Origin of the sequence: Aeromonas sp. ASNIH1 (assembly GCF_002934285.1) — a bacterium.
Taxonomy (GTDB): domain Bacteria; phylum Pseudomonadota; class Gammaproteobacteria; order Enterobacterales; family Aeromonadaceae; genus Aeromonas; species Aeromonas caviae.
This window is the reverse complement of sequence record NZ_CP026228.1, coordinates 3,993,553-4,013,202: the sequence shown is the minus strand read 5'-3', so window position 1 is coordinate 4,013,202 and position 19,650 is coordinate 3,993,553. Positions and strand designations below refer to the sequence as shown.

Annotated in this window: 13 protein-coding genes; 10 read left to right on the top strand and 3 right to left on the bottom strand. The window is 64.0% G+C overall.

Annotated elements, in window-relative coordinates; genetic code table 11:
- The first annotated feature begins 7 nt into the window (after positions 1-7).
- The 8 genes from hisB (at position 8) to hisIE (ending at position 11,452) form a co-directional block, all read left to right on the top strand.
- Positions 8-1,141, top strand: coding sequence for a bifunctional histidinol-phosphatase/imidazoleglycerol-phosphate dehydratase HisB (hisB, locus tag C2U37_RS19515; protein ID WP_104452913.1), 1,134 nt, complete (start codon positions 8-10; stop codon positions 1,139-1,141).
- Positions 1,141-1,764, top strand: coding sequence for an imidazole glycerol phosphate synthase subunit HisH (gene hisH, locus C2U37_RS19510; protein WP_039039129.1), 624 nt, complete (start codon positions 1,141-1,143; stop codon positions 1,762-1,764). The genes hisB and hisH overlap by 1 nt, the downstream gene beginning before the upstream one ends.
- 5 nt (positions 1,765-1,769) lie before the next feature.
- Positions 1,770-2,516, top strand: a complete 747-nt coding sequence (gene hisA / locus C2U37_RS19505) for a 1-(5-phosphoribosyl)-5-[(5-phosphoribosylamino)methylideneamino]imidazole-4-carboxamide isomerase (RefSeq protein WP_045524835.1) — start codon at positions 1,770-1,772, stop codon at positions 2,514-2,516.
- 132 nt (positions 2,517-2,648) lie between these two features.
- Entirely contained in the window at positions 2,649-3,758 is a 1,110-nt protein-coding gene (locus C2U37_RS19500) for a response regulator (RefSeq protein ID WP_010674688.1), read from the top strand.
- Positions 3,751-5,904 (top strand): PAS domain-containing protein, encoded by a 2,154-nt coding sequence (locus tag C2U37_RS19495; protein ID WP_104452912.1) that lies wholly within the window; start codon positions 3,751-3,753, stop codon positions 5,902-5,904. Before C2U37_RS19500 ends, C2U37_RS19495 begins: the two co-directional genes overlap by 8 nt.
- Positions 5,901-9,872, top strand: coding sequence for a PAS domain S-box protein (locus tag C2U37_RS19490; protein WP_104452911.1), 3,972 nt, complete (start codon positions 5,901-5,903; stop codon positions 9,870-9,872). Before C2U37_RS19495 ends, C2U37_RS19490 begins: the two co-directional genes overlap by 4 nt.
- Positions 9,873-10,050: 178 nt before the next feature.
- Positions 10,051-10,824 (top strand): imidazole glycerol phosphate synthase subunit HisF, encoded by a 774-nt coding sequence (hisF, locus tag C2U37_RS19485; protein ID WP_042881382.1) that lies wholly within the window; start codon positions 10,051-10,053, stop codon positions 10,822-10,824.
- Positions 10,817-11,452: a bifunctional phosphoribosyl-AMP cyclohydrolase/phosphoribosyl-ATP diphosphatase HisIE gene (gene hisIE / locus C2U37_RS19480; protein WP_029314506.1), complete on the top strand. Its 636-nt coding sequence runs from the start codon at positions 10,817-10,819 to the stop codon at positions 11,450-11,452. Before hisF ends, hisIE begins: the two co-directional genes overlap by 8 nt.
- Positions 11,453-11,544: 92 nt before the next feature.
- On the opposite strand, the gene C2U37_RS19475 is transcribed toward hisIE, so the two are convergent.
- Entirely contained in the window at positions 11,545-11,865 is a 321-nt protein-coding gene (locus C2U37_RS19475) for a hypothetical protein (RefSeq protein WP_104452910.1), read from the bottom strand.
- A gap of 197 nt (positions 11,866-12,062) precedes the next feature.
- A complete protein-coding gene (locus C2U37_RS19465; RefSeq protein WP_104452909.1) occupies positions 12,063-13,685 on the bottom strand; it encodes an acyl-CoA synthetase in 1,623 nt (540 codons plus the stop codon).
- 323 nt (positions 13,686-14,008) lie between these two features.
- On the opposite strand from C2U37_RS19465, the gene C2U37_RS19460 reads away from it, so the two are divergent.
- Positions 14,009-14,548 (top strand): glycine zipper 2TM domain-containing protein, encoded by a 540-nt coding sequence (locus C2U37_RS19460; RefSeq protein WP_010674678.1) that lies wholly within the window; start codon positions 14,009-14,011, stop codon positions 14,546-14,548.
- A 157-nt stretch (positions 14,549-14,705) separates the two neighbouring features.
- On the opposite strand, the gene C2U37_RS19455 is transcribed toward C2U37_RS19460, so the two are convergent.
- Positions 14,706-17,924, bottom strand: a complete 3,219-nt coding sequence (locus C2U37_RS19455) for an ExeM/NucH family extracellular endonuclease (RefSeq protein ID WP_104452908.1) — start codon at positions 17,922-17,924, stop codon at positions 14,706-14,708.
- A 596-nt stretch (positions 17,925-18,520) separates the two neighbouring features.
- Between C2U37_RS19455 and C2U37_RS19450 the strand changes: the two genes are divergently transcribed.
- Positions 18,521-19,642, top strand: coding sequence for an ABC transporter substrate-binding protein (locus tag C2U37_RS19450; protein WP_104452907.1), 1,122 nt, complete (start codon positions 18,521-18,523; stop codon positions 19,640-19,642).
- Positions 19,643-19,650: the final 8 nt, after the last annotated feature.

Genomic DNA, 19,650 nt, shown 5'->3' with positions numbered 1-19,650 from the left:
TGTAGCGATGAAAACCCCGTTTTTGTTTATCGACCGTGACGGCACCCTGATCGAGGAGCCGGTCACCGACAAGCAGGTGGACAGCCTTGCGAAGCTGCGCTTCGAGCCCATGGTGATACCTGTGCTGCGTGAGCTCCAGGCCGCAGGCTACGTGCTGGTGATGGTGACCAACCAGGATGGGCTCGGCACCGCCAGCCTGCCCCTTGAAAACTTCCAGCCGCCCCACGACCTGATGATGCACCTCTTCGAATCCCAGGGCGTCACCTGGGAGCAAGTGCTGATCTGTCCCCACTTCCCCACCGACGGTTGCAGCTGCCGCAAGCCTCACCTTGGGCTGGTGAAGGAGTATCTCGCCTCGGGCCGCATCGACTTTGCCAACTCCTTCGTGATTGGCGACAGACAGACCGACATCCAGCTTGCCGAGAACATGGGCATCCGCGGCATACGCTACCACCCGCAAGATCACGGCTGGAATGCCATTCGTGATCAGCTGCTCTCCAAGGGGCGCGTGGCCGAGGTGGAGCGCTACACCAAGGAGACCCGCATCCAGGTGGCGGTGGATCTCGACAAGAGCGGTGGCAACCAGATCGCCACCGGCATCGGCTTCTTCGATCACATGCTGGATCAGATAGCGACCCACGCGGGCTTTCGCCTCAAGCTCAAAGTGAGCGGCGATCTGCATATCGACGATCACCACACGGTGGAAGATGTGGGATTGGCACTGGGTCAAGCCCTGCGCCAGGCCCTTGGCAACAAGCGCGGCATCGGCCGCTTCGGCTTCGTGCTGGCGATGGACGAGGTGCAGGCGGTGATCGACGGGCGTCCCCGCCAGGAGGCTGACAGCACCTCGCTGACCGAGCTGGACGTGGCCACGGCGCTGGATCTGAGCGGCCGTCCCTACTTCGTGTTCGACTGCCCGAGCGGCTTTGGTCGAGACAGCGTGGGAGAGATGGCCACCGAGATGGTGCCCCACTTCTTCCGCTCCCTCTCTGACGCCATGGCCATCACCTTGCAGATGAAGGTGGGCAGCGGCAACACCCACCATCAGGTGGAGGCGCTGTTCAAAGGCTTTGGCCGCGCCCTGCGCCAGGCCATTCGCGTGGAAGGGAGCGAGCTTCCCTCCAGCAAGGGGGTGCTGTGATGGGAAAACAGAACCTGGTCATCATCGACACCGGCTGCGCCAACCTCGCCTCGGTGCGCATGGCGTTCGAGCGCCTCGGCGTGCAACCCAGGGTGAGCTGCAAGGCCGCCGACATCGAGCAGGCGGACAAGCTGATCCTGCCCGGCGTCGGCACCGCCATCGCCGCCATGAAGAACCTCAATGAGCGGGAACTGGTGCCCCTCATTCGCGCCGCCAAGCAGCCGCTGCTCGGTTTTTGCCTCGGCATGCAGATGCTGGCACAGGCCTCGGAAGAGAACATGAGCGCCGATGGCAGCGAAGGAGCGCTCATCGACTGCCTCGGCATCGTGCCTGGCAGGATCCGCCTGATGGAGGTGGGCAACCTGCGCCTGCCCCACATGGGCTGGAACCAGATTGAACACGACGAGACCCACCCGCTACTCAAAGGCATCCCCAGCGGCAGCTACTTCTACTTTGTCCACTCCTATGCGCTGGAGGTGACCGACGCGACCCTGGCGACCTGCGACTACGGCCTGCCCTTTACCGCCATCGTCGGGCGGGACAACTTCTTTGGCGCCCAATTCCACCCGGAGCGATCCGGCCCGGCCGGTGCCCGCCTACTGCAAAACTTTCTGGAGCTATGACAGGCATGATTATTCCCGCAATCGACCTCATCAACGGTCAGGTCGTGCGCCTCTACCAGGGCGACTACGGCCAGAAAACCGCCTACAGCGACAACCCGCAGGCCCGCTTCGATGACTATGTCAGCCAGGGGGCGGCGCAGCTGCACCTGGTGGATCTGGACGGCGCCAAGGATGCCAAGGCCCGCCAGTTGGCCCTCATCGCCCAGCTGCTGTCCGCCACCGAGGCACCGGTGCAGGTCGGCGGCGGCGTGCGCAGCGAACAGGACGTGGCCGACTTGCTGGCGGCCGGCGCCAGCCGGGTGGTGATCGGTTCCACCGCCGTCAAATCCCCGGATCTGGTGGCCAGCTGGATGGAGAAATATGGCCCCGAGCGCATCGTGCTGGCCCTGGATGTCAACATCGATGAACAGGGCAACCGCCACATCGCAGTGGCTGGCTGGCAGGAGAACAGCGGCATCTCCATCGAGGCGCTGATCGAGCGCTTCCTCCCCGCCGGACTCAGACACGTGCTCTGCACCGACATCAGCCGGGACGGTACCCTGGCGGGCACCAACGTCGAACTCTACCGGGATCTCTGCGCCCGCTACCCGAGCGTCGGCTTCCAGGCGTCCGGCGGTATCGGCGGTCTGGCGGATATCGAGGCGCTCAAGGGAACCGGCGTCAAGGGGATCATCCTCGGCCGTGCCCTGCTGGAGGGCAAGTTTGACGTGGCAGAAGCCATTCACTGCTGGGGTGACGGCCGCGCTGCGTGACGCGCCCCTTTCCGGCATCAGACAGCCTGCCCATCCGGGCAGGCCTCTTTCTCCCCGATGGGGGCGAACCTTATGATTTGGCAGCAATTGGCTCTATACTCGACCTCACAGGGATAGCGTCATGGAAGACATATGTTGACACCTCACAACGCCACCATCCTGATCGTCGACGACTCACCCGAAAATCTGATGGTACTGACCGAATTGCTTTCGCCTCATTACCGCGTGCTGGCTGCGCAGAGCGGGGAAAAATGCCTGCGCATCGTCAGCGCGGATCCAAAGCCTGACCTCATCCTGCTGGATGTGATGATGCCCGGCATGGATGGTTATGAAGTGCTCAGGCAATTGCGTCAGTCCCCGATCAGCAGCCGTATTCCCGTCGTTCTGCTCACCGCCCTCGCCGACCCCCAGAGCGAGGAGTTCGGCCTCTCCCTCGGCGCCGCTGATTACATCACCAAGCCCATCAAACCGGTGGTCGTTCAGGCCCGGGTGCGTACCCAGCTGGAGGCCAAGCAGGCCCGTGACGGTCTGCAAAACCAGAATGCGGCGCTGGAAGCCGAGGTCGCGCGGCGAATGGCGGAAAACGACCTGATCCAGCAGGTCTCCATCCGCGCCCTCGCCCATCTGGCGGAGATCCGCGACCCCGAAACCGGCAACCATATCCTGCGCACCCAGGGCTATGTGCGTCTGCTGGCGAGCGCCCTGGCTGATCACCCCCGTTTCGCCGATACCCTGACCCCGGGTTACATCGATCTGCTGAGCCGCTCCGCACCGCTTCATGATATCGGCAAGGTGGGCATTCCCGACCACATCCTGCTCAAGCCGGGCAAGCTGACCCCGGAGGAGTGGCAGATCATGCGCACCCACGCCAAGCTCGGCAGCGATGCCATCGAGGAGGCCGAACAGGACATGGAGCAGCCCCTGGCCTTCCTCACCCTGGCCAAGGAGATCGCCCACTGGCACCACGAGAAGTGGGATGGCAGCGGCTACCCGGATGGCTTGCAAGGGGACGCCATACCCCTCTCGGCCCGCCTGATGGCGCTGGCAGACGTGTTTGACGCCCTCATCTGCGCCAGGGTCTACAAGCCGGCCATGAGCTACGACGAGGCTCGCGCCCTCATCCTCTCCGGCAGTGGCCACCATTTCGATCCCGATGTCGTGACCGCCTTCGATCGCCATTTCGACGCCTTCGTCACCATTGCCGAACGCTACCAGGATGGCAGCGAGGCCGTGGATGGCTGAGGCTCCCCTGACCCGGGCACATGTGCTCAACGTCGTGCTCACCTATGCCGCCGTGGCAAGCCTGTGGATCCTGCTCTCCGACAAGGCGGTGGAGTGGCTGTTCAGCACCCCTGCCCAGTTCGCCATGGCAAGCACCATCAAGGGCTGGCTCTTCATCCTCATCACGGCCCTCATGCTCTATGCCATGCTGCGTCGTCGCATTGACACCACCGGCAGCACACCTGTCTTTACGCGGCGTCAATGGATCCCCTTCCTGTTGCTCAACGGGCTCATTTTGGCCCTGACCGCCATGGCCATCGCCCGCAACATCGAACTGGCACGCAACAAGGAGGTGGCTCGTCTCGAAGCCATCGCGGATCTCAAGAGCCAGCGCGTCACCGAGTGGCTTGGAACCCACGAGCAGGATATTCACCAGCTCATAAAGGGTCTGGGCAGTACTGATTTCTATCGTCCCGGACAAGCACCATCCTCACCCGAAGCGATCACGCCACCACTGGCAAGGCTGCTCGAATTCATCTCGGTACACGGATTTCACGGTGCGGCCGTGTTCAATCCTGCCGGACAGCCCCTGTGGCATACCCCGGGTGGCGACACCATGAATGCCACGTTGCGTGACGCCCTGCCACGGCTCGAGCAGGGCAACGTCATGCGTCTTGGTCCCTATCTCGATGATCGCGGTCACGCCAGGCTGGACTTTCTGGTCAATCTGGAGGTTGCTGCAGGACCTGCCCCCGTGCTGGTGATGCAGATAAGCGCAAATCGCTGGCTCGATCAGATCCTGGGGTCCTGGCCCGTCCCAGACAGCAGCGGAGAAGCCATTCTGTTTCGCCAGCAGGGGGATCAGGTCCACTATCTGAGCAGCCTGCGCTATCGCCCGGAACCGGCTCTCACCCTGCACTATCCCGTCACCCACCCCACCCTGCTGGCAGCCCAGTATTTGCGGCTCGCCGAACGCGGCACGCCCCAGGTACTCTATGGCCAGGATTACCGGGGTAGCGAGGTCTTCGGGGTTGTCTATCCGGTCATGAACACGGACTGGTATCTGCTGGCCAAGATCGACAAGGCGGAACTCTACCAGGCCACTTTCAAGGAGAGCGTCTGGATCGGTCTCATCGGCCTGCTGGTGCTCTTTGTCACCAACGCCGGCATCATCCTGCTGCGCCAGCACACCCGGCTGCAGATGGCCGAACAGCTCCAGTACTCCCAGTCCCAGCGGCTGGAGGCGTTGCAACTGCTCTCCGCCATCGCCGACAGCTCGGAAGACGCCATCTTCGCCAAGAACAAGGAGGGCAGATACATCCTCTTCAACCGGGCCGCCAGCCAGTTTGTCGGCAAGCCGGTTGACGAGGTGCTGGGCCAGGATGATCTGACGCTCTTCCCGCCGCAGCAGGCGCAGATGCTGATGGCATCCGGGCGCCAGGTCATAGAGCGCAACCGGGTGCAGACCGAGGAGGAGTACCTGACCCTGCCCGATGGCGAGCATGTGTTTCTCGCAACCAAGGGTCCCTTGCAAGACAGCGAGGGGCAGGTGATCGGGATCTTCGGCATCTCTCGGGACATCACGAACTTCAAACGGGCCGAGGCCGACTTGCGAGAGCGGGAGGGGCTGTTCCGTGCCCTGGTGGAGCAATCCCTTGCCGGGATCTACATCATCCAGCAGGGTCGGCTCTGCTACATCAACCCCTGTTTTGCCCGACTGTTTGGCTATGACACCCCGGGGGCGCTGATCGCCCTTGGCCAGTTACACGCCCTTGCTGCTCCCAAGGACAGCACCCGGGTCGCCGAGCTGGTGCACGCGTGCGAGCAGAACGCGCGCGATATCCACACCCGCTTCAGTGCCCTGCATCAGCACGGGGAATCCCTGGAGGTCGAGCTGTACGGGCGGCGCGTCGACTACCTCGGCCAGCCCGCCATCATCGGCATTCTGCTCGATGTCACCGAACGGGAGCAGGTTGAACAGGCCCTGACCCGCCAGGCCAGCGAGCTGCGCCAGCAGAACCATGAGCTGGAGCGGTTCAACAAGGTGATGGTGGACAGGGAACTCGCCATGCTGGCCCTCAAGCACCAGATCAACGGGCTCTCCCGTCAGCTCGGAGTGCCGCCCCCCTATCCCCAGGCCCCCATGCCTCCGGAGGATCTCCCATGATGAGCTGGTCACCCCTGTGGCATGTGCGCCCCTCCACCCAGCGCTGGGGGATCTCCCTGCTGGCCGTGCTGCTGCCCGTTCTGATGTTGCAAATCCGGGTCCAGCTGCCCATCGCATTTGGCGAGCGACCGCAGCTGGTTCTCTTCATGCTGCCCATCATCGTTTGCGCCCTGTTGGGGGGCTTGTTGCCAGGTCTGCTCTGCACCCTGATCACCGCCCTGGTCACCAGCTATTTCATGCTCCCCCCCATTTATTCACTGAGTGTCGAGGCTGGCCAGGATCTGGTGCAATGGTGCCTGCTCATCGCCAACGGTCTGCTCATCAGCGTGCTCAGTGCCGCCTTTCATCGCGCCCGGGCCAGAGAGGTCCTGCGCTGGCAGGAGCTGATGAACACCCAGAACCAGTTGCAGCAGAGCGAGAACCGCTTCCAGGTCACCTTCGAACAGGCGGCGGTCGGCATCGCCCTGGTCTCCCCCGATGGACACTGGCTGCGTGTCAATCAGCGACTGTGCCACATCCTGGGCTACCGGGCCGACGAGCTCACCGGGATGACATTCCAGCAGTTGACCCACCCGGACGATCTCTACCTCGATGAGGTCCACATCGCCCGGGTGCTGGCGGGGACAATCCCCCACTACACCCTGGAGAAGCGCTACCTGCACAAGGGGGGCGAGATCATCTGGACCACTCTGACGGTGGCCCTGGTGCGCGACGCCGAAGGCAATCCCGACTACTTCATCTCCATCATCGAGGACAACCGGCAGAACAAGGAGACCGAGGAGGCGCTGCGCCGCAACGAAGCCATACTGCGCGAGTCCCAGCGTCTCGCCAAGATAGGGAACTGGCGCTGGCGCGTGGCCGATGACAGCCACTTCTGGTCACCGGAGATCTATCGCATCTATGGCCGGGATCCGGCCCTCCCCCCCGCCGTCTATCCCGAGGTCAGAAAATACTTCACTCAGGAGGGGTGGCACACGGTGGTCCAGGCCGTCGAGCGCTGCAGGATGGACGGGCAGCCCTACGAGTGCGATGCCGAAGTGATCACGGAGCAGGGGGAGACCGCCTGGGTCATTGCCCGCGGGGCGGCGCTCAGGGACAGGGATGGCACCATACTCGAGCTCTACGGCACTGTGCAGGACATCACGGAGCGCAAGCTCGCGGAGCAGCGCCTGCAACACAATCAGCAGATGGCGCTCGATACCCAGCGTCGTGCTCGCCTCGCAGCCCTGAACCTGATGGACGACGCCATCAGTGCACGGGTGCGCGCCGAAACCGTCAGCAGCGCCCTGCGCGAGAGCGAACAGCGCCTGCTGATGGCCCAGGAAGGAGCCCATGTCGGCATCTGGGAATGGGACATGGTCAGCAACCGCCTCTTCTTCTCGCCGGAATGCGCCCGCCTCTATGGCCGCAGTGCCGAGGCGCTCGGCGAGCTGGCCGCCTGGCAAGCCTGCCTGCATCCGGATGACAGGCCGCGCATCGAGCAGTTGCTGGCGGAGCGGGCTGTCAGCGGCGCCCCCGTCGAGCTGGAGTTCAGGATCCTGCTGCCAGATGGCGGCATCCGCTGGCTGGTGAGCAAAGGGAGCGTCTACCGGGACGCCCAGCAGCGACCCGTGCGCCTCCTTGGCATCCATCTGGACATCACCCAGAGCAAGCTGGCCGAGCAGCAGTTGCGCCAGTTGTCCCTGGCCCTCGAACAGAGCCCTGACGGCGTCTTCATCACCGACACCCGGGCGCGCATCGAGTACGTCAACCCCGCTTTCCTCGCCGCCAGCGGTTACCAGCAGCACGAAGTGATAGGCCGGACCCCGTCCCTGCTGCGCTCAGGCCTCACCCCGGATGCCAGCTATGTCGCCCTGTGGGATGCCATCAACCACGGCCAGCGCTGGCATGGCGAATTCATCAACCAGCGCAAGGATGGCTCCCACTACCAGGTGCTGGCCACGGTGTCGCCGATCCGCCAGGAGAGCGGCGAAATCACCCACTACGTCACGGTCCAGGCCGACATCACCGAGAAGAAACAGCTCGGCGAGGAGCTGGACCAGTATCGCTACCACCTGGAGGAGATGGTCAACGAGCGCACCCGGCAGCTGGCCCAGGCCCACCAGCGGGCCGAAAGCGCCAACCACGCCAAGAGCGCCTTCCTTGCCAACATGAGCCACGAGATCCGCACCCCCATGAACGCCATCCTGGGGCTCACCTATCTGCTCAAGCGCGACACCCGGGATCCCACCGACCTCGAACGGCTGACCAAGATAGACACTGCCGCCCAGCACCTGCTCAGCATCCTCAACGACATCCTGGATCTCTCCAAGATCGATGCGGGCAAGATGACGCTGGATCTGACCGATTTCTCCCTCACCGCCATGCTGGACAACGTCCGCACCCTGATGAGCGACCAGGCCAGGGCCAAGGGGCTCACCATAGTGACGGACATCGGCGATACCCCCGCCTGGGTGCACGGTGACATCACCCGCCTGCGCCAGGCCCTGCTCAACTATGCGACCAACGCCATCAAGTTCACCGAGCAGGGAACCGTCACCCTGCGCGTCAGGCTGGCCCGCCCCCTCACCACCGGCTACCTGCTGCGCTTCGAGGTGGAAGACACCGGCATCGGCATCACCCCTGCGCAGCGCGAGAAGCTGTTCCAGGCGTTCGAACAGGCGGATGTCTCCACCACTCGCAGATATGGCGGCACTGGCCTTGGCCTTGCAATCACCAGCCGGATCGCCGCCCTGATGGGGGGGGAGGTCGGAGTCACCAGCGAGCCTGGCCAGGGAAGCTGCTTCTGGTTTACCGCCAGGCTGTTCAAGGCAAAGGAGGACGCCCCTTCCCGGACCCCGTCCGAGCAGGGGAACCAACAGTCCTTCAGCTTCCCTCGCCACGCCCGAGTCCTGCTGGTGGAAGACAACGCCATCAACCGGGAAGTGGTGCTCGAGCTCCTGTGCCACAGCGGCCTCGTCATCGAGACGGCCGTCAACGGCCAGGAGGCCCTGGCCCTCGTCAGCCAGCACCCCTTCGACCTCATCCTGATGGACATACAGATGCCAGTGATGGATGGCTACAGCGCCACCCGCGCCATCCGGGCCCTGCCCGGCATGGACAGGCTGCCCATCCTGGCGCTCACCGCCAGCGCCTTCGAGGAGGACAGAAAGGCGAGCGCATCGGCCGGCATGAACGATTTCATTGCCAAGCCCGTCACCCCCGCCAAGCTGTTTGAAGCCCTGCAGCGCTGGCTGCCCCAAGGCAAGGTCCCCGAGCTTGCCCCGGACGACAGCACTCGCCATCCCGTGACAGGCCCCCTTGCCCGCCTGCAGGCACACCCGGGTCTGGATCTCGACCAGGGGCTGGCGGCCCTCAACGGCAATCAGGAGAAATACCTGGCCCTGCTTCGCGACTTCATCCATGAGCATGGCCAGGACATGACCCGGCTGCACCGCCACTTGCAGGCCGGGGAGCACAGCGATGCAACCCGCATGGTCCATAGCCTGCGCGGCGTGGCGAGCACCCTGGGGGCACATGAGCTGTCGCGCCACTGCCTGGCCCTGGAGCAGGCCATCGCGGACGGCAACACTGAGCCCACCGGACTAATGTCATCCATCGATGAAGAGATCGCCGCCCTTTGCGCTCTGCTCGGGGACGATCTCGCCGCCCCGACCACCGATCTGGTGCCTCTGGGGGATCAGTGGCGCCAGCAACTGCTGGGCCAGATGGAAGCCCTGCTGGTGCAAAGCGACACCGCCGTGATCCCCCTCTACGAGCAGTATTCCGGTCCCCTTCGCCTCATGCTGGGGTCTCGCAGCGACACCCTGACCAGGCAACTGAAGGCGTTTGATTTTGATGCCGCCCTGCTCACCCTGCGCCAGCATATGGCAACGGACGAGACCCACCCGGACGATCGGGCTCCCCTCCCCGAGGCGCCAGCCTGCCATCCGGGGCAGGTCAAGGGCGACAAAGGGTTGAATCACTGAATGAAGTCATGCATATAGTGGGGTGCCCAGAGGCGACGAGACGGCCTGCCGGGCCTGTCGTTTCTCCCTTCATGGGCCCCCGTTCAAGGCATGCCAACCGTGTTCCCGTCCGCCGCCCGGGCCAACGCCGGCGGCAGAACGACGTTTCTTTAACCGTGCTTTACATGGAGCAATGAGCATGTTGTCAAAGCGTATTATCCCCTGTCTCGACGTCAAAGATGGCGTGGTGGTCAAGGGCGTGCAGTTTCGCAACCACGAGGTGATGGGCGGCATTGTCGACCTCGCCCGCCGCTACGCCGCCGAGGGCGCCGATGAGCTGGTCTTCTATGACATCACCGCCTCGAGCGACGAACGGGTAGTGGACAAGAGCTGGGTAAGCCGGGTGGCGGAAGTCATCGACATCCCCTTCTGCGTCGCCGGCGGCATCAAAAGCGTGGAGGATGCCCGCCAGATCCTGGAATTCGGTGCCGACAAGGTCTCCATCAACTCCCCCGCCCTGGCCGATCCCACCCTGATCACCCGGCTCGCCGAGCGCTTCGGCGTGCAGTGCGTGGTGGTGGGTATCGACTCCTACTTCGATGCCGCCCTCGGTCAATATCAGGTCAAACAGTTTACCGGCGACGAGAGCCGCACCCGCACCACCACCTGGACCACCCTGGAGTGGGTACAGGAAGTGCAGCGCCGGGGCGCGGGAGAGATAGTGCTCAACGTGATGAACCAGGACGGCATGCGTCAGGGGTACGACCTTGAGCAGCTCAAGCTGGTGCGCGCCGTGTGCAAGGTGCCCCTCATCGCCTCCGGCGGCGCCGGGGCCATGGAGCACTTTCGCGATGCCTTTACCCTGGCCGACGTGGACGGGGCGCTGGCCGCCTCCGTGTTCCACAAGGGCCTCATTCCCATTCCCGAATTGAAACGCTGGCTGAAAAACGAAGGAGTCGCCATCCGTGAATAATCAAGCAGTAGACAATGCATTGCCGCTGGCCGAGCGCCTGGACTGGGCCAAGTGTGAGGGCATGATCCCCGCCATCGTCCAGCATTCCCTCAGCGGCGAAGTGCTGATGCAGGGCTTCATGACCCGCGAGGCGCTGGAAAAGACCCAGACCACCGGCCAGGTCACCTTCTTCAGCCGCAGCAAGCAGCGCCTGTGGACCAAGGGCGAGAGCTCGGGTCATGTGCTCAAGCTCGTCGCCATCACCACCGACTGCGATCAGGACTCCCTGCTCATTGCCGCCGACCCGGTCGGCCCCACCTGCCATCTGGGCAACCCCTCCTGCTTCGACGGCCACCCCGTGCCGCCGCTCGGCTTCCTGGCCGAGCTCGAACAGATCCTGGCATCACGCAAAGGGGCAGATCCCGCCACCAGCTACACCGCCAGCCTCTATGGCAAAGGCACCAAGCGCATCGCCCAGAAGGTGGGTGAAGAGGGGGTGGAAGTGGCCCTGGCCGCCATGGCGAAAGACAGGGAAGAGCTCATCAACGAATCCGCTGACCTGCTCTACCACCTGACAGTCTTGCTGCAAAACGAAGGCTTGGGTTTGAAGGATGTGGTGCAGCGCCTGCATGAGCGCCACACCAAGTAATTATTGAATTCTGTTCAACAAAACGGGCCCTGTGGGCCCGTTTCATTTCATGATTGCCCCCTCGCCGGGGGATGGCAGGCCCCGCGCCGCCCTCAGCCGATACGGGTCCAGAAGCTCATGTTGACCGAGTGATGGTCAAGCAGGGTCAGGTACTCCCCTGCCACGTCGTTGTGCAGCCACTGCTGGCAATAGGCTTCCACCAGCGACTGGCTGGGGGCCATCACCACGTCCGCATAGAGGCCGTCGGCGCCGCGCAGCAGGCAGTGCATGATGAGCCCGGATTGCTGGACAAGAAACTCGGACTCGACCCGCCGTGACAGGGCGAGCAAATCCGCCTCCGTCACCCCTTCCCTGAGCCTGAAGGTGGCAAATTCGACGCCCCCTGCCTGTTGCATGTCACCGTTGATGATCATCTCGTTTTCTCCGTTGTGGATGGTCTGGAGAACCCAGCATAACGAAGAGCTACTGACAGCCTTGTGTCAGTCCTGAATGACTTTTTCGGCGCCACTGCGCCCAGGGGGGAACGCGTCCGACTGGCGCAGGGCAAGGTAATCGGCCAGGGTCGCGCCAGGGGGCGCCCCTTCCCCCTGACGGCACGGCGCCTTTGTCGTCACGCCAACTGCTTGCGCAGCATGAATTTCTGCACCTTGCCGGTGGAGGTCTTGGGCAGCGGGGTGAAGATGATGCGCTTGGGGGCCTTGAAGTGGGCCATCTGCTCGCGGCAGAACCCGATGAGCTCGGCCTGGGTGAGCTCGCGCCCCTCCTTGAGCTTGACGAAGGCGCAGGGCACCTCCCCCCAGGTCTCGTCCGGCATGGCGATCACCGCGGCTTCTTCCACATCGGGGTGGCGATAGAGCACGTCCTCCACCTCCAGGCTGGAAATGTTCTCCCCGCCGGAGATGATGATGTCCTTGGATCTGTCCTTGATCTCCACATAGCCGTCCGGGTGCCAGACCGCGAGATCCCCGCTTCGAAACCATCCCTGTGCCATCGCCTCCTCGCTCGCCGCCGGGTTCTTGAGGTAGCCCTTCATGACGATGTTGCCCCGCAGCACTATCTCTCCCAGGGTCTTGCCATCCATGGGGACCGGCTCGCCGCTGACGGGGTTGATGACCCGCATCTCCCCTTGCAGGGGGGAGGCCACCCCCTGGCGCGCCTTGAGACGGGAGAGGGTGGTGGCATCCTGCCCCTGCCAGTGTCTTTGCGGCTCGCACACCACGCAGGGGCCATAGGTTTCGGTGAGGCCATAGACATGGGTAACGGCGATCCCCATGGCCTCCATGCCGGCGATCACGGTGGCGGGTGGCGCTGCCCCCGCCGTCATCGCCTTGACGGGGTGGTCGAGTCCCTGCTTGAGGGCCGGATCGGCATTGTTCAGCATATTGAGCACGATGGGGGCGGCGCAGAAATGGCTCACCTTGTGTTCGCGCAGCGCCCCGTAGATGGCCGCCGCCTGCACGTGGCGCAGGCAGACGCTCACCCCGGCGGTGGCCGCCAGGGTCCAGGGGAAGCACCAGCCGTTGCAGTGGAACATCGGCAGGGTCCAGAGGTAGACGGGGTGCTTGGGTAGCTCCCAGGAGAGGGCATTGTTGACCGCATTGAGGTGGGCGCCGCGATGGTGATAGACCACCCCCTTGGGGTTCCCCGTGGTGCCGGAGGTGTAGTTGAGGGAAATGGCCTGCCACTCGTCCGCCGGCAGCCAGCCGGGTTCGTCCCCGTCCCCCAGGGCGATGAACCCCTCGTAGTCGAGCTCGCCGACCAGCTCCCCTTCCCGGTAGAGGGGATCGTCGATGGCGATCACCAGGGGCTGGCTATCAATGAGAGAGAGCGCCTTTCGCACCACGGCGCCGAACTCCCGGTCCACCAGCACCACCTTGATCTGGGCGTGCTGGAAGATGAAGGCCATGGCGTCCGCATCGAGCCGGGTGTTGATGGTGTTGATCACGGCGCCGCTCATGGGTACCCCGAAGTGCGCCTCGAACATGGCCGGCACATTGGGGGCGACGATGGAGACGGTGTCCCCCTCGCCAATGCCGCGACGGCGCAGGGCCGAGGCGAGCTGGCGGCAACGGCGTTCGGTCTGGGCCCAGCTCTGGCGCAGGGGCCCGTGGATCAGCGCCGGATAGTCGGGATAGACCCGGGCGGCCCGCCCCAGAAAGCTCAAGGGGGTCAGCGCCTCGAAATTGGCGGGCGTCTTGCCAAGGCCGGCGTCGTACATGTTCTGCTCTGTCATCGGATCCTTCCTCACAGGGGCACAAAACGGGGTGGCTCTCGCGGTTCACCACGACCGGCATTGCGCCCTGATACGAGGCCAGGATGCCGACTGGAACCGGATGAAAGGGTATCAAGGGGGCCAGATCCCAGGTATTAGCGAAACGTCTTAGGGGCCCTCGGCCCTGCTCTCCCTGTCGCCAATCGCCGACGCTATTTTTGCGCGGTCACTTTTTGCGCAGTCAGCCCCTGTCGCGATCCCGTGGCCCTTGCCTTGAGCCTGCGGCGCAAAATGCCAAGAATGATCCCAAGCCCTCAACGGGTATGAGTACAAGGAGAAGAGTGATGAACAAATCCATGTTGGCAGGTGTCGGGATCGGTGTGGCCTCTGCGCTGGCATTGTCGGCGGTCGCCAGCGGATCCCTGTTTTCATCAGAGCCCCAGTTTGCCGAGGTGCTGGCCAGCAAGCCGGTGACCGAGACCATCAAGACGCCGCGTCAGGAGTGCCGCAACGTCACCCTGACCCACCGCAAGCCGGTGCAGGACGAACACAAGATCCTGGGTACCGTAGTTGGCGCGGCCCTGGGCGGCGTGGTCGGCCACCAGTTTGGCGGTGGCAGCGGCAAGAAGGTGGCCACCGCCGCCGGTGCCGTGGCAGGGGGTTATGCCGGGAATCAGGTGCAGGGCAACATGCAGGCGGGTGATACCTACACCACCACGGAGCAGCGCTGCAAGACGGTGCAGGAGAGCAGCACCCGCACCATCGGCTATGACGTCACCTACCGCCTCGCCGGCCAGGAAGGGGTGGTACGCATGGAGAAGCAACCCGGCCCCACCATTCCGGTCAAGGATGGCAAGCTGGTACTGAGCAACGCGCAGGGTTGATACTCCGTTAGGAGCGCCCTGCCATGAGGAAGGCCCACCATGACGGTGGGCCTTTTTCATCTTCGCAACCCAATTTGTCTGCAACAGGTCTTCCCAACAAACGTCTTCCCAACTAAGAAAGGGGCCCGCAGGCCCCTTTCTTGTTGCTCAATCATCCTCAGTGGCGACCGAAGGGCCACCAGGACTTGTCGTTGTCCAGAATGTCGACCCGGGTCTGCTGCAGGGTGCCGGGCTGGCCCCCTTCCACCCGATCGAGGCTCACCCTGAACTGCTCGGTGGACTCCACGAACCAGTCATCGATGATCAGCACCTTGACCGACTTGCTGCCCCCCTCGCCCGCGGCCCAGCTCACCGACTGACCGAACCAGGGCAGGAAATCCAGCCCCCAGCGCGCCGTGACCCCGTCAAGGGCCACCCGGGCCCGGGCCGGCTTGCTCAGATCGCCGCTGCGCACCAGGGGGATCTCGGCAAACCACTGCCCCTCGTTCACCGTGATACTGGCCTGAGCCAGCGAGATGGTGGACGGCGCCAGCTTGTCCTTGATGGTCACCAGGGTCTGGTGCTGAGCCCCCAGGGTCGCGCCACTCGGGTCAAACAGCTCCAGGGTAAAGGTCTCGTCCCCCTCGTGCAGGGTGTCGCTTTTCACCGGGATGCTGATGGTCTGGGGCTCGCTCTGGCCAGCTACCCAGTGCAGGGTACCGGTGAGGGGTGCCACGTCGCTTGCGTCCGCGCTGCCATAGACGATGCGATAACTCACGCTCGCCTCCCCGTGGCTGCCATCGCTGCGACTGACACTCAGGGACAAGGTATTCCCCTCCTCCACGTTCGCAGCGGCGCTCTCGAGGCTCAATACCCCGGCTGGCGGCAGCGGATACTGGATGGCTACCAGCACCGGATCGTGATCCGAGGCGCTGAAGGGGCCCTCGGATTTCGCCAGCTGGCCGCTGTACTTGCTGCCGTACTCGAAGAAGTTGCTCTCGGCGGAGTTGATGTGCCAATCCTCGATGCCGATCACCTTGGCTGCGAGGCTCGGGTTTGCCAGGGCGTGATCCAGGTTGCCGAGCTCCCCTTCGTAGCTGTAGGAGTAGGTGTCGGTGCCGTGGAAGCGGGTGTTGAGGTTCACAAACCCATACCCCTTGCCAAGGGCGCTGCCGCTCTCCTCGAAGGGCTGGCCCGCCAGGGTGGTGAAGGAGGCGCTCATGATCTGGCGCGCCTGGGCGGCCGGATCATAGTCGGTCAGCACCCGAATGGGATCCTCCATGCCATAGGCGTTCATGTCGCCGATGAGCAGCAGATCCCCGGTCAAATCTTTGAGCTGCTCCCCCAGCACCTTGGCGGCAGAGACCCGCAGCGCGTTGCAGTGGCCCTGGCCATCCAGCGGATCGGCAGTGGCGTAGTCGGGGTAATCCTCGAAGCAGGCGGAGCCCTTGGACTTGAGGTGGTTGACCACCAGGGTCAGGGGCGCATCCCCCTTGGGCGAGCTGAAGCGCTGCACCAGCGACTCGCGCATCCCCTGATTGATGGTCACCGGCTTGCCGCTGGCGTCCACCGCCTCGGCCTGCTGCACCGGCAGCGCGATGAGGCTGGCGGCCCCTTGCGGGCTCACGCTGGCGGGTCGGTAGATGAGCCCCACCGTGATGGCGTCGGTGCCAATGGGCTTGCCATCCGGCGAGGCAATCCAGCGGTAGTGATCCGCCTCGTCCGGCAGGGCCGCGTTCAAGGCCGCCACCAGGTTGGCGATGGCGGAGTTGTCACCGTAGCCGTTGTTCTCGATCTCCATCAGCCCCACCACGTCGGCATTGAGGCGGGTGATGGCGCTGACTATCTTGGTGCGCTGCAGCTCGAACTCCGCCACCGTCAAGGCGCCCCGGTTGCTGCCGGTGGGGTTGGCATCCCCGCCCACCACCGTGGTGAAGAAGTTGAGCACGTTGAAGCTCGCGACCCGCAGATCCCCCGCCTCGGCAAGTTCGGGGGTTTCCACCCGATCCCAGCCGCTGTGATCAATCTGGCTCGCGTCGATGCGATTGCTGGCCACCAGCCTGAACAGGTTGTAGGAGTAACCAAGGGCCCCCTCCAGCCCGTTGAGCTTGTCGCCGATGCGCAGGTAACCGTCCTCGGCGTTGAAGCCGGGGAACCAGGGCAGCACGCCATCCGGCGCCTTGGCGTCGGTCTCCACCACCAGCTGGTTCTGCTGGTTGCGAAGGGCCCAGTCGCTCGCCTCCTGGCTCATGGCGGCAAATTTCTGGGTCGACTTGATGAGCGGCGCGCCATAAGAGAGCACCAGGTTGTTGCGCTTGCCGTCGTAATCGAAGCTGAAGTTGCGGGTCACCACCAGGCTGGAGCCGGGCACCAGCCGTACCTGCATCCCCTCGTGACGCTCCAGCAGCTGGCTCAGGCTCTCGCCCGCCACCGGCAGCAGATCCACCGCGGCCGGCACTGCCTCAGCGGGCCGAGTCACCACCAGCTCGTCGGCGTTGATCTGGGTCTGATTGAAATACTCCTTCACCTTGCCCGAAACGCACACCTCAGCCCCCGGCACGATGGCAGCGTTGGCCTTGGTGCTGTAGACGAAGAGGCCGTCGGAGGTAGCCGCATCCCCGTCCCCCTGCTCGTCCTGAATGAAGAAGCCCTTGTAGAGGCCGCTCACTACCTGGGTCACCACGCCGCGAGTGGCATAGGCCTGTTCCGATTCAAACTTGCCGGCTGGCACCAGGGGGCTGCTGCTGCCCGGGCCCTGAATGACGGGCACCGGCACCAACTGATCCACCGGGCAGACGAAGGCGGGCGGCTGGGTGCCATCGCAGGGACCATCGCCACTGCAACCCAGGCCACTGGCGTCATCTTTCGGGGCGGCCACGTATTCCTGCGCCGGATCAAAAGGCGACGTCGCATCAGTGCGGCCCATGGTGACGGTGGCCTTGCGGCGCAGTGTCATGTCCAGGGTCGAGACGCTCCCCGACACCCAGGCCGTGCCGGGATCCACCCCTACCTGGCCGACGCTGTCGATTATCTCGCTGCCGCGATAGAGCACCAGGGCGTCGTCACCGTTGAACACCAGGTTGCCGCTGGTCTGGGTCGTCTTGGCCAGGATCTCGGCATTTGCTGAGGGGTTGGCCAGCACCAGGGTGGCGCCCGGGGCGAGGGTGCCTTGCAGCGCCAGGCTGTTGGTGGGGGCATCGGTGATGGGTTTGCCGTTGGCGTAGAGGGCCAGCCGGTATTGGGAGAGATCGACGGGGTCCGAGCCGAGGTTGCTCAGCTCCACCGCCTTGTTGTTGCCGGACCCTTCCAGGTATTCGGTGATGAGCAGTTGCGCCTGTGCCTGTCCAGCGAGGGCCAGCCCGACGGCCAGCGCCACCAGAGAGTGTCTTCCTGACATGGTCAGTTTCCTTTTTTATTTGCAGATCATGTTATTGGCGCCCCGCACAAGGCGGGCCGCAGCACCTTGGATGCAGCCATCAACGGGAGGCATGTCAGCCCCCGGCCGAAACTGCGCGCCCACTCTGCCCCGTCGGCGCCGGGGCTGCTGCGAGCTGGCTAACAATGACAACAAAATGTTGCGCCAAGGTGACGGGCAATACCCGAATGGGCAGTGTCTGCCATCGCTGCGCAGGAAGTTGTCGCCCCCCAGCCCCTGCTGGCGGCCTCTGTCAAGGAGCGACATCGGCGCCGGGGCAGACCGGGGAGCACTACGGCGGGCCTCTGCCCGCTACCATTTCGTGAGCAACCCCACTCACAGACACTGGATCATGGACAAATCCATGGGTGCCATACCGGGCGCCACCCCCTGCGTGGCCCGAGAAGGCAGAAAACCGGGGGATAAGACTCTCTCCTGGTGCTCTTGTGGAACCGATTCCAGTAATGACAGAAATAACAAGAGAGGGGATGACACAAACGTTTGTTGCTTTTGCGCTCGCGAATGGCAATAGTTCTCACTTTCTTTTTTGACCGTCTCTATTCTCGAGGTGCTACAAGATGTTTCGTCACCCCCTGGCAAAGTTGCTGCTGCTCGGCCAGCTCGTCCTGGTGAGCTGGATGGCGCAGGCCGCCCCCTCCGTTGAAGTGGAAGATGTGATGGGCCGCAAGGTCTCCCTCAGCCTTCCGGCAAACCGTATCGTGCTCGGTTTCTATCCCGAGGATTACCTGGCGGTGGCCGGTGAAGGCGGGGCCGAACGCCTGGTGGGCATGTCCCTGGGCTGGTTCATGAAGTCCCGTCCCGCCATCTGGTCGCTCTACGTGGCCAGCCAGCCACAACTGGCCAAGGTCCCCGACCTTGGCAACGTGCAGGATCAGAGCTTCTCCATCGAGAAGACCCTGGCGGTCAAGCCCGACCTGGTGATCCTGGCGAAGTGGCAATATGAAGCCCTGGCCGCGGACCTGCCACGCCTTGAGCAGGCGGGGATCCCGGTGGTGGTCATCGACTACAACGCCCAGACCCTGACACAGCACATGGCGAGCACCTTGCTGCTTGGCAAGCTGACCGGCCAGGAGGCCCGCGCCCGGAAGATGGCCGACGAGTACAAGGCCAAGATTGACACCATCACCTCCCGCATCGCCGCCGCGAAGCGCACGCCGCCCCGGGTCTACATCGAGCTGGGTGACAAGGGTCCGGCCGAGTACAGCTACACCTATGGCAAGGACATGTGGGGCGCCATGGCCCTGCTGGCCGGTGGCGACAACGTGGCCGCCCCCTTCGTCGATCGCTGGGGTCCCATCCACCCGGAGCAACTGCTAGCGAGCAAGCCCGAGGTGATCCTGATGGCGGGCTACGAGAGCGTGAGCAGTGCTGTCGCCATGCAGGTCGGCCAGGATGTGTCGGCAGAGACCGTGCGCCAGCGTCTGCAAGGCTTTGCTGCCCGCCCGGGCTGGAGCGAGCTGCCTGCGGTGAAGGAGGGTCGCCTCTACGCGGTCTATCACGGCGCCACCCGCAGCATCATGGATGCCGCCCTCATCGAGTTCATGGCCAAGGCCCTCTATCCGGACCTCTTCCAGGATCTCGATCCCCTGGCCACCTATCAGGCGTTCTACCAGCACTATCTGCCCATCCGTCCCCAGGGCACCTTCATGCTGGGCATCAAGCAGGATGACGCAAGCTAACCCCGGCA